Origin of the sequence: Streptomyces sp. NPDC048479, from assembly GCF_040651435.1 — a bacterium.
GTDB lineage: Bacteria > Actinomycetota > Actinomycetes > Streptomycetales > Streptomycetaceae > Streptomyces.
The window spans coordinates 452,544-464,039 of sequence record NZ_JBEZKA010000003.1 but is presented as its reverse complement, the minus strand read 5'-3'; the positions used below and the strand labels follow the sequence as shown (position 1 = coordinate 464,039).

The window sequence follows — 11,496 nt, the reverse complement described above, 5'->3', positions numbered from 1 at the left end:
CTGCGAACTGCAACTGCGGGTACTGCTGCCCGGCAGTTCGTCTCTGCCAGGCCCTGCTGTCTCTCTGGGCTACGAGAGAAACCATAACCACACCACTGCCCAATGTCTACTCCGGCCGACATAGATTTCCGCGAGTTCGACGGTGAGGTAATCGACCTCGAACAGCGACAAGAGCGGGCGCAAGGCCGTCACCGCCGACGGGTTAACGGGCCGCAGGCCGGGGCAGAAGCCCGGGCAGACTGGACCGGGCATTGACGACAGAGACCAGGGTGACCTGATGGACACGATGAGCGTCAGCGTCGCAACCGTCCGCTCCGCAACATCCGTCGCCGGCGCACGAGAGAGCGCCCGGGATTTCCTCGAAGGTCTCGTACAACCAATCGCAGCCGAGGCTGCCGACACCGTGGTCCTGGTCGTCTCGGAGCTCGTCACCAACGCCCTGCGCCACGGCGGCGGCACCTGCACCCTGGACCTGACCGCGCACCCGGACAGCATCGAGGTGGCCGTGCACGACCGCAGCCTTCAGGCCCCGCGCATGCGCACCCCCGACCTGAACGGCGGCACCGGAGGCTTCGGCTGGCCCATGGTCAACCGCCTCGCCCGCGCCACCGCCGTGACCCGCCACACGGCCGGCGGCAAGACCGTAAGCGCCCTCCTCGCCCGGTAGCGCCAAGGCGCCGCCGCCCGGCGTGACCGGCGGCCTCCCCAAGGTCAATCTCACCGATAACCGCTGTACCGACAGCCGTGACGGCTGCCTGCAGCGCCGGTTTCCGAGGCTGCTATATCCGTCAAGCGGCCATCGCGAGGTTGTTGGCGGCCGTCAAGCTCTCCTCGGCCGGCCCCCGTTCGAGCAGTTTAACGACCTGGCGGGCGATGGCCCGCTTCAAGCAGCGCCGGGCCTCCCGAGGCGACTTGCCCTCGGTGGTGCGCCGCTGAATGTAGACCTTGGTTGCTGGGTCGATGCGCATGCGGATCAGCACGATGGTGTGCAGCGCCCGGTTGAGTTGCCGGTCGCCCCTCCGGTTCAGCCGGTGGCGGTTCGTCAGGCCGGAGGACGCGGGGATTCGGCGGCGTGCCGGCGAACGCCGCAAACGCGGCTCGGACCGGAGGCGGCCCGGGTGGGACCAGCTCACCAGGATCCGACCCGCGCTGATCGGACCCACGCCGGGCAGCCGCAGCAGCTCGGGCGCCATCGCCTCGACCAGCACGACGATCTCGGCCTCCAGCTCCTCCGCCTCCGCTCGCAACGCCTGGACCCGAACGGCGGTGGACCGCAGTGCACGCGCGGTCATCCGGTGCTCGATGGTCTGGATCGGCCGCTCCCGGAGCTTGGCGCAGTGCTATATCGCCGCCTTGCGGCCCTTGCCGCGCAGCTCGGCCCGCAGGTCCTCGGGCGCGGACACGATCGGCGCCTTGAGGTGATTGATCGCCGCCGCGCACGAGGTGACGGCGCCCTGACGGGTGGCCAGCAGGACCCGCAGCGCCTCGCGTTCGCCGCGGCGACGCGAGTGAATCAGGTGCTCGGCGGTCAACGCCTCCAGTCGGCATCAGGCTACCCTCGGCCCGTCTTCGACTAGCAAAAATCCAGACATAGAAGACTTATCGAAGAATCGCCGTTCCCGGGATGTTCCCATCTGGGCGCGGAAAAAGCCCCCCACGATCTTCGTGGGGGGCTTTCAAGGCTCTGACCTGGGCTTTCTTGAGCCGCCTTCGGGATTCGAACCCGAGACCTACGCATTACGAGTGCGTTGCTCTGGCCAACTGAGCTAAGGCGGCAAGCTGCGGAAATACCCGTCCTCGCGAGGACACGTTCGCATCAGCAGCGGCGCCAAGTCTACAGGGTTGTTTTGGGTGCCCCGAACCAGGTCCGGGGCACCCCACAGCCCGCCCTCAGCGGCAGCGCTTGTTGTCCGCCGGGGCCGTGCCTTCCAGCAGGTACGTGTTGATCGCCGTATCGATGCAGTCGCTGCCGCGCCCGTACGCCGTGTGGCCGTCGCCGTCGTACGTGAGCAGGCGCCCGGAGGAGAGCTGCCCGGCCAGCCCCTGCGCCCACTTGTAGGGCGTGGCCGGGTCCCGGGTGGTGCCGACGACCACGATCGGGGCGGCGCCCTTCGCCTCGATGCGGTGCGGCGCGCCGGTGGCGGGGGTGGGCCAGTACGCGCAGTTCAGGGAGGCCCAGGCGAAGCCCTTGCCGAAGACCGGGGAGGCTTTCTCGAACTCGGGCAGGGCCGACTGCACGCCCTTGGGGTCGGTGAACGCGGGCGGCAGGTCCAGGCAGTTCACGGCCGCATTGGCGTACATCAGGTTCGCGTACGAGCCGTCGCCCTCGCGCTCGTAGTAGCTGTCGGCCAGCGAGAGCAGCGGCGCGCCGTCACCGTTCATGGCTTGAGCCAGGGCCTTGCGGAGCTGTGGCCAGGCGGACTCGTCGTACATCGCGGCGATCACTGCGGTGGTGGCCAGGGACTCGCCGAGTTCGCGGCTCTCGCCGGTGGGGACGGGCTTGGCGTCGAGCGTGGCGAAGAAGGCCTTGAGGCGGTTGGAGGCGTCGGCGGCCGACTCCGTGCCGAGCGGGCAGTCCTTCTCCTTGACGCAGTCGGCGGCGAAGGACTGGAACGCGGTTTCGAAGCCAGCGGTCTGGTCACGGTTCATCTGCTGGGACGCCAGCGACGGGTCCATCGCGCCGTCGAGGACGAGGCGGCCGACGCGGTCGGGGAAGAGCTCGGCGTACGTTGCGCCGAGGAAGGTGCCGTACGAAGCTCCGACGTACGTCAGCTTCTCGTCGCCCAGCACGGCGCGCAGGATGTCCATGTCACGGGCCGCCTCGACGGTGGAGACATGGGGCAGGATCGTGCCGGAGCGCTTCTCGCAGCCCACCGCGAAGCCCTTGAGGGACGTGGCGAGCCGGGTCGTCTCGGCTGCGTCGTCGGGGGTCTGGTCGACCTGGGTGTACGCGTCCATCTCCTTGCCGCTGAGGCATTCGACGGGCTCGCTGCGGGCGACGCCGCGCGGGTCGACGGACACCATGTCGTAGCGGGCACGGACGGGCTCGGGGTAGCCGATGCCCGCGTACCCCTGGAGATAGCTGACGCCCGAGCCTCCCGGGCCGCCCGGATTGACGACCAGGGAGCCGAGTCGCTTGCCGGGGCCGGTGGCCTTCTTGCGGGCGACGGCCAGCTTGACCGAATCGCCGTCGGGCTTGGCGTAGTCGAGCGGAGCCTTCATCGTGGCGCAGTCGAAACCGGGGACGCCGCAGGGACGCCACTTCAGCTGCTGTGCGTAGTACGGCTTGAGGGCGGCGGTCGGGGCGGCTCCTCCGCCCCCGCCGGAGGAGGCGGACTCGGAGGCGCTGGGTGACGAACTCCCGCCGGTGCAGCCGGAGATGAGCAGGCCGGCTGTGGCCAGCACGAGTGCGGAAGTACGGAGCAGGCGCCTGGTGTCCATTCATGGAGCGTAATCGCAGGTTGACCGCTGCCGCCTTTCCGCGCTCTTACGGGTGAGCCGGTCAACCGATCGGCGGCAGACCTGACGGCCTGGCGGTGCAAACTCGATGGCCAGGGGATGGCCAGGAGGCAGGCCGGACGTCAGCCGGCGCGGAGAGCGACCGCCATCGCCTCCACGGCCAGCAGGGGCGCGACATTGCGGTCCAGTGCCTGGCGGCAGGCGACCACTGCCTCTATCCGGCGCAGGGTGCCCTCCGGGGTCGAACCATGAGCGATCCGGTCGAGGGAGTCCCGGACGTCGTGATTGGCGAGCGCGACCTCCGAGCCCATCTGGAGGGCCAGCACATCGCGGTAGAAGCCCGTCAGATCGGTGAGCGCCAGGTCGAGGCTGTCGCGCTGGCTACGGGTCTTGCGGCGCTTCTGCTTGTCCTCGAGCTCCTTCATCGCCCCTGCCGTGCCCCGCGGCATCCGGCCGCCGGCGGACGCGCCGAGGGCCGCCTTGAGGTCTTCGGTCTCTTTGACGTCGATCTCCTCGGCAACCTGCTTGGCGTCCTCGGCCGCAGCGTCGACCAGCTCCTGGGCGGCCTTGAGGCAGCCGCCGATGTCCGCCACGCGCAGCGGCAGCTTGAGCACCGTGGCCCGGCGGGCACGGGCACGCTCGTCAGTGGCCAGCCGGCGCGCACGGCCGATGTGGCCCTGGGTGGCACGGGCGGCGTTGACGGCGACCTCGGGTTCGATGCCGTCCCGCCGGATCAGGACGTCGGCGACGGCGGCGACCGGCGGCGTACGGAGGGTGAGGTGGCGGCAGCGGGAGCGGATGGTGGGGAGTACGTCCTCGAGGGAGGGCGCGCAGAGCAGCCATACGGTGCGGGAGGCGGGCTCCTCGACGGCCTTCAGCAGGACATTGCCCGCGCCTTCGGTGAGCCGGTCGGCGTCTTCCAGGATGATCACCTGCCAGCGGCCGCCGGCCGGGGAGAGCTGGGCGCGGCGGACGAGCTCGCGGGTCTCCTTGACGCCGATGGAGAGCAGGTCCGTACGGATCACCTCGACGTCGGCGTGCGTACCGACGAGGGTGGTGTGACAGCCGTCGCAGAATCCGCAGCCGGGCTCACCGCCTAGGGCGCGGTCGGGGCTGGTGCACTGCAGCGCGGCGGCGAAGGCCCGGGCGGCGGTGGACCGTCCGGAGCCGGGCGGGCCGGTGAACAGCCAGGCGTGCGTCATCTTGGACGCGTCGGGGGCGGGGGCGCCGTGGGCCTGGGCGGTGACGCGAGTGTCGGCGTCCCGGGCGGCGGCGGAGAGCTGTGCCTGGACGCGCTCCTGGCCGACCACGTCGTCCCATACGGTCATGGGCCGTCACCGCCTTTCGTGCTGGGGATTCCATTGTGGGGCAGGGGTCTGACAGCGCGGACGGGGTGGCAGGGACTCGCCACCCCGAACCGGCACCAGGACGAACCCCTGCACCGCAAACGGGCGCCGAAGCGCCGAACCGTCAGCGCCCGCCCCGCCGCCCGTTCTCGTCCTCGTCGTGCGGGCCGAGCAGCTCGTCCGCCAGCGTCGGGAGGTCGTCCAAGGGGGTCTCCTCCGCCCAGTCCGAGCGGCGGCGGGGACGGCCCGAGTCCGGGTCGACCTGCGGGAGTTCGCGGGTGCGCTCGTTCGTACCCTCACTCCCGGCCTCGTCGCGGAAGATGCCCGGCGGGACCCGGTCAGCCGGATCCGTATCCCGTACCGGCTCGCGTACCGGCTTGCGTGCGGACTCCCGTACCGGCGGAAGCACCGTCGTCTCGGCCGCGTCCCCCGACACCGGCGGAAGCACCGTCGTCTCGTCCACGTCCGCCGGCACCTTCGGAAGCACCGTCGTCTCGGCCACATCCGGAACCGCAGGCACCTCCTGCGTCACCTCGTCCGGTGTGACCACCGGCGTCGGCACGGTCACCTCATGAGCCGAGGTCGGAGCTGCAGTCGAGGCCGCGGCTGAGGCCGACGCCGCAGAAGCAGCAGCCGCCGCCTCCGCCACCCGTCGCGCCTCCTCCGCCCGCAGCAGCGCCTCCTCCGCCTTGCGCTGCTTCTCCAGGCGTCGCTCCTCCGCCTCCGCCCGGAGCCGCGCCTCCTCCTCGGCCTGCTTGCGGAGCCGTTCCTGCTCCGCCGCGGCCGCCCTCTCCTCGGCGAGCCGCCGCGCACGCTCCTCGTCCGCCCGCCGCCGCGCGTCCTCGGCCCGCAGCCGGGCCTCATCCGCCTGCCGCTCGGCCTCGCGCTGGCGCGCCTCCGCAAGCTCGCGGGCCTTGCGCTCCTCCTCCTCGGCGCGGAGCTTGGCCAGCTGTTCCTGCCGCTCGCGCTCGACCCGCTCCTCCTCCGCCTTGCGCGCGGCTTCCGTCTCCGCGCGCCGACGGGCTTCCTCCTCGGCCGCCTTCCGCGCCTCCTCCTGCGCCTTCACCTCGGCATCGGAGAGCGGAAGCAGCTGGTCGAGCCGGTGCCGTACGACTGTGGTGACCGACCCCGGGTCCTGGCCCGCGTCCACGACCAGATACCGGCCCGGGTCCGCCGCGGCCAGCGTCAGGAAACCGGAACGCACCCGCTGGTGGAACTCCGCCGGCTCCGACTCCAGCCGGTCCGGCGCCTCCGTGAAGCGTTCGCGCGCGGCCTCCGGCGACACGTCGAGCAGCACCGTGAGATGCGGTACGAGTCCGTCCGTCGCCCACCGCGAGATACGGGCGATCTCGGTCGGCGACAGATCCCGCCCGGCACCCTGATAGGCGACCGAAGAGTCGATATAGCGGTCGGAGATGACGATCGCGCCGCGCTCCAGTGCGGGCCGTACGACCGAATCGACGTGCTCGGCCCGGTCCGCGGCGTACAACAGCGCCTCCGCCCGGTTCGAGAGCCCGTCCGACGACACATCCAGCAGGATCGAACGCAGCCGCTTGCCGATCGGCGTCGCACCCGGCTCACGCGTCACCACAACCTCGTGGCCCTTCGCCCGGATCCACTCCGCGAGCGCCTCGACCTGCGTGGACTTCCCGGCCCCGTCGCCGCCCTCGATGGCGATGAAGAAACCGTTCGTCGCCGGCGCCTGCGCCGGATCGGCCCCGCGGCGCAGCGCGTCGCCGAGATCGCGGCGCAGCGGTACGCCGGAACGGTCGTCCGTCTTGGCGAGGACGATGGCCGCGACGGGCAGCAGCAGCGCGCCGACCAGCATCAGCGTGAACGCCGCGCCACCGTGCGCGAAGACGAAGTCGCCGCTCGCGAGCCGGTGCGGCCCGATCGCGGCGGCGAGCAGCGGGGCAGCGATCGCGCCGAGGGCGATCGCGACCCGTACGACCGCCTGCAGGTGCTCGGTGATCCGGGCCCGGCGGAACTCCTCGGCCTCCTGGTCGATGAGCGCGTGCCCGGTGCTCGCGGCGACACCGGCCGCGAGTCCGGCGAGCAACGCGATGAACAGCACGGTCGCCGTGTCCGGCACCAGCCCCATGGCGAGCAGTGCGACACCGGTGACCGCGAGCGCGAGGGCGAGCAGCCGGCGGCGGGAGAGCGTGGGCAGTACGGCGCCGGCACCGCGGATACCGAGCCCGGCTCCTCCGGTCAGCGCGAGCACCAGCAGCGCGAAGGCCACGGGCCCGCCGCCGAGGTCGAAGGCGTGCAGTACGGAGACGGCGACGGCGGACGAGATCGCGCCCGCGACCGCCGCGCAGCCGACAACGAACAGCGGTATGGCGCCCGTACGCCCCCTGTCCAGGCCATTGCCGGTGGACGGACGGCGCAGGCCCTCCAGCGGCGAGCGCGGCCTCGGGGTCAGCGAGCCGGGCAGCTCCAGGAAGTACAACGTCGATACGGACGCGGCGAAGAGACCGGCCGCGAGGTACGAACCGAGGGCCGCCTGGTGCAGCGAGAACCACTCGATGCCCGAGCCGAGCAGAATTCCGATCAGCGTGCCGAGGAGCAGCACCGCGGCTGCCGCGGGGATGGCGGCGAAGCTCGTACGCAGCCAGAGCCTGCGCAGTGCGTCGAGGTGGTCCGGCAGCGGACGGACCGCCGCGCCTTCCAGCGGCGGGGCCGGCAGCAGTGCGGGTGCGGCGCCGTCGCGGGCGACAGTCCAGAAGCGCTCGGCGACGCCGGTGACGAAGACGGTGATCAGCAGGAGCGCCGGCGCGTTGCCGGGGGTCCAGTCGATCCACAGCGGCGCCACGATCAGCAGCGCAAGACGCAGCACATCGGCGCCGATCATCGTCCAGCGGCGGTCCAGCGGGCCGTTCGGCGAGGTGAGCGTCGTCAGCGGGCCGAGTAGTACGGCGCCGAAGAGCAGCGTGGCCAGGACGCGGGTGCCGAGCACCGTGGCGACGGCGAAGGCCGCCCCGCGATAGCCGGCCCCGAATGAGCCCTCCAGTACCGCCGCCTGCAGTGTCAGCAGCAGAAGCACAAGGACGGCGACGGCATCCCCGACGCCTCCGACGGCCTGGGCGCTCCACAGCCGCTTGAGCGGCGGGAAGCGCAGCAGGGCCCGCACCGCGCGCTCGCGTGAGTCCGCGGCAAGCGCTTCGGATGCGTCGGAGTCTGAGGCAGTCTCTGAGGCGGTGCTCACGACCGCCTGCTGCTCGGCTGGCTGCTCGGCTCGCGTCATCCGCCCAGCCTATCCGGAGCGCGCCGCTCCCCGGAGACCTGACCGAACATACGGGCGCTTTGTACGGAGGGTGGGAAAACTCCCCGAACAAACTCTTGGCACAAAGCGCCCGTGATGATCTCGCTACTCGTCCGTCGACGCCTTCGCCGACGCGGCCGTCTTCTTCGCCGCGGCCGCCGTCGTCGTCTTGGCCGCAGCCGTCGTCTTCTTCGCGACGGTCTTCTTGGCCGTCGTCTTCTTGGCTGCCGTCTTCTTGGCCGCGGTCTTCTTCGCCGGCGCCTTCTTGGCCGCAGCCTTCTTCGCCGTCTTCTTGGCGGGGCTCTTGGCGCGCTTCTCGGCGAGCAGCTCGTAGCCGCGCTCCGGCGTGATGTCCTCGACACTGTCGCCCGTGCGGAGGGTCGCGTTCGTCTCGCCGTCCGTGACGTACGGGCCGAAGCGGCCGTCCTTGACGACCACCGGACGCTCGCTCACCGGGTCCGTGCCCAGCTCCTTCAGCGGCGGCTTGGCAGCTGCCCGGCCCCGCTGCTTCGGCTGCGCGTAGATCGCCAGGGCCTCGTCGAGCGTGATGTTGAAGAGCTGGTCCTCGGTCTCGAGCGAACGCGAGTCCGTGCCCTTCTTCAGATACGGGCCGTACCGGCCGTTCTGCGCGGTGATCTCGACGCCTTCCGCGTCGACGCCGACCACCCGCGGCAGCGACATCAGCTTCAGCGCGTCCTCGAGCGTGACCGTGTCGAGCGACATCGACTTGAAGAGCGAGGCGGTACGCGGCTTGACCGCGTTCTTGCCGGTCTTCGGCGTGCCCTCGGGCAGCACCTCCGTGACGTACGGGCCGTAACGGCCGTCCCGCGCGATGATCTGGTGCCCGGTGGCAGGGTCGGTGCCCAGTTCGAAGTCACCGCTCGGCTTGGCCAGCAGCTCCTCCGCGTACTCCACGGTCAGCTCGTCCGGCGCAAGGTCCTCGGGAACGTCGGCGCGCTGGTGGCCCTCCGCGTCCTTCTCACCGCGCTCGATGTACGGGCCGTACCGGCCGACGCGCAGCACGATCCCCTCGCCGACCGGGAAGCTGGAGATCTCCCGGGCGTCGATCGCGCCGAGGTCGGTCACCAGCTCCTTCAGACCGCCGAGGTGGTCGCCGTCGCCGTTGCCCGCCGCGGAGGCCACACCGGCATCCGCGTCGCCCTCGCCGAAGTAGAACCGCTTCAGCCACGGCACGGCCTGGGCCTCGCCCCGCGCGATGCGGTCGAGGTCGTCCTCCATGCGTGCAGTGAAGTCGTAGTCGACCAGCCGGCCGAAGTGCTTCTCGAGCAGGTTGACCACGGCGAAGCTCAAGAACGACGGCACGAGCGCCGTCCCCTTCTTGAACACATACCCGCGGTCGAGGATGGTGCCGATGATCGAGGCGTACGTCGACGGGCGGCCGATCTCGCGCTCTTCCAGCTCCTTGACCAGCGAGGCCTCGGTGTAGCGGGCAGGCGGCTTGGTCGCGTGGCCGTCGACCGAGATCTCCTCGGAGGAGAGCGCGTCGCCCTCGGCGACCTGCGGCAGACGCCGCTCACGGTCGTCGAGCTCGGCGTTCGGGTCGTCGGCCCCCTCCACGTACGCCTTCATGAAGCCGTGGAAGGTGATCGTCTTGCCGGACGCGGTGAACTCAGCGTCCCGGCCGTCGCTCGCCCGGCCGCCGATCCTGACGGTGACGCTGTTGCCGACCGCGTCCTTCATCTGGGAGGCGACGGTCCGCTTCCAGATCAGCTCGTAGAGCCGGAACTGGTCGCCACTCAGACCCGTCTCGGCCGGAGTTCGGAAACGATCACCCGAAGGACGAATCGCCTCGTGCGCCTCCTGCGCGTTCTTGACCTTGCCGGCGTAGACGCGCGGCTTCTCCGGCAGATAGTTGGCTCCGTACAGCTGCGTGACCTGCGCCCGCGCCGCAGAGACGGCAGTGTCGGAGAGCGTGGTGGAGTCCGTACGCATATAGGTGATGAAGCCGTTCTCGTACAGCTTCTGCGCGACCTGCATGGTGGCCTTGGCCCCGAAGCCCAGCTTGCGGGAGGCCTCCTGCTGCAGCGTCGTCGTACGGAAAGGTGCGTACGGAGAACGGCGGTACGGCTTCGACTCGACCGCGCGGACGGCGAACGAGGCGTCCTGGAGCGCAGCGGCGAGCGCGCGGGCATTCGCCTCGTCCAGGTGGAGAACCTGGGCGGACTTGAGCTGCCCGTCCGAGCCGAAGTCACGGCCCTGGGCGACGCGCCGTCCGTCGACGGTGTTCAGGCGGGCCGTGAGGGTGGAGGGGTCGGAGGCGTCCCCGGCACGGCCGGTGGAGAAGGTGCCGGTCAGATCCCAGTACTCGGCGGAGCGGAAGGCGATGCGCTCGCGCTCACGCTCGACGACGAGGCGGGTGGCGACGGACTGGACACGGCCGGCGGACAGCCGCGGCATGACCTTCTTCCACAGGACCGGCGAGACCTCGTAGCCGTAGAGACGGTCGAGGATTCGGCGGGTTTCCTGGGCGTCGACCATGCGCTTGTTGAGCTCGCGCGGGTTGGCGACGGCGTCGCGGATCGCTTCCTTGGTGATCTCGTGGAAGACCATCCGGTGGACGGGGACCTTGGGCTTGAGGACCTCGAGGAGGTGCCAGGCGATGGCCTCGCCCTCGCGGTCCTCATCGGTGGCGAGGTAGAGCTCGTCGGATTCGGCGAGCTGCTCCTTGAGCTTCCTGACCTGCGCCTTCTTGTCGGCGTTGACGACATAGATGGGCTGGAAGTCATTTTCGACGTCGACGCCGAGGCGACGGACCTCGCCGGTGTACTTCTCGGGCACCTCGGCGGCGCCGTTCGGGAGGTCGCGGATGTGCCCGACGCTCGCCTCGACGACGTATCCAGGGCCGAGATAGCCCTTGATCGTCTTAGCCTTGGCAGGAGACTCGACGATCACGAGTCGGCGGCCGCCCTTTGCGGTCTCGCTGGTCGGGGACAACTTCGCTCTTCTCTCCGGTCGACGCTCGATGGGCACAAACGGCAGTACGACCGCGTGGTTACACGGTTCTGCCGCTGCTGTCGCTGCGGAGTGTGACGGTACAACCCGCCCTCGTGTCAAACGGCAAAAGCCCGCAACGGCCACTCGAACGGTAACCCGAGTCCGGCTATTCCTGCCGCCCGGACCGGCAGGTCGGCGGCTCCGGCCCCAGATCAGACGCGGCCGAAGCACCACACCCCGAGGGCCAGAGACGCCGCGCCGAAGAGTGTCGAGAGGGCGACGGCCGTGGCGGGGCTCACTCCGTGCGCGACGGGGGCACGGTGCAGCACGCGTGCTCCTGTCCACAGCAGCAGCCCGGCTCCGAACAGCGCGAACGCCGTCCCGGCGAAGATCGCTGGCCCGCTCTCCATGCCCGTACCCCGTTCTTCCCTGATGTCCGGACTTCCCGGCGGCCCGAGGCTGACAGCTCGG

The 11,496-nt window shown here is 70.6% G+C and carries 8 protein-coding genes and 1 tRNA gene; 1 reads left to right on the top strand and 8 read right to left on the bottom strand.

Annotation, left to right across the window (positions count from 1 at the left end; genetic code table 11):
• Positions 1-277: 277 nt before the first annotated feature.
• Positions 278-667, top strand: coding sequence for an ATP-binding protein (locus AB0D12_RS07495; protein ID WP_362677992.1), 390 nt, complete (start codon positions 278-280; stop codon positions 665-667).
• A 121-nt stretch (positions 668-788) separates the two neighbouring features.
• Here the strand turns inward: AB0D12_RS07495 and AB0D12_RS07490 are convergent, their stop codons facing one another.
• The 8 genes from AB0D12_RS07490 to AB0D12_RS07455 form a co-directional block, all read right to left on the bottom strand.
• Positions 789-1,292 (bottom strand): transposase, encoded by a 504-nt coding sequence (locus tag AB0D12_RS07490; RefSeq protein ID WP_362677991.1) that lies wholly within the window; start codon positions 1,290-1,292, stop codon positions 789-791.
• Between the two features lie 48 nt (positions 1,293-1,340).
• Positions 1,341-1,532: a hypothetical protein gene (locus AB0D12_RS07485; RefSeq protein ID WP_362677990.1), complete on the bottom strand. Its 192-nt coding sequence runs from the start codon at positions 1,530-1,532 to the stop codon at positions 1,341-1,343.
• A 170-nt stretch (positions 1,533-1,702) separates the two neighbouring features.
• Positions 1,703-1,776 (bottom strand) — tRNA-Thr (locus AB0D12_RS07480).
• Positions 1,777-1,890: 114 nt separating this feature from the next.
• On the bottom strand, positions 1,891-3,441 hold the full coding sequence (locus tag AB0D12_RS07475; RefSeq protein ID WP_362677989.1) for an alpha/beta hydrolase: 1,551 nt from the start codon (positions 3,439-3,441) through the stop codon (positions 1,891-1,893).
• Positions 3,442-3,581: 140 nt separating this feature from the next.
• Entirely contained in the window at positions 3,582-4,787 is a 1,206-nt protein-coding gene (locus tag AB0D12_RS07470; RefSeq protein WP_362677988.1) for a DNA polymerase III subunit delta', read from the bottom strand.
• A gap of 142 nt (positions 4,788-4,929) precedes the next feature.
• Entirely contained in the window at positions 4,930-8,052 is a 3,123-nt protein-coding gene (gene tmk, locus AB0D12_RS07465) for a dTMP kinase (protein WP_362677987.1), read from the bottom strand.
• A gap of 123 nt (positions 8,053-8,175) precedes the next feature.
• A complete protein-coding gene (gene topA, locus AB0D12_RS07460; protein ID WP_362677986.1) occupies positions 8,176-11,025 on the bottom strand; it encodes a type I DNA topoisomerase in 2,850 nt (949 codons plus the stop codon).
• A 212-nt stretch (positions 11,026-11,237) separates the two neighbouring features.
• On the bottom strand, positions 11,238-11,435 hold the full coding sequence (locus AB0D12_RS07455; protein WP_327325194.1) for a hypothetical protein: 198 nt from the start codon (positions 11,433-11,435) through the stop codon (positions 11,238-11,240).
• Between the last annotated feature and the right edge of the window lie 61 nt (positions 11,436-11,496).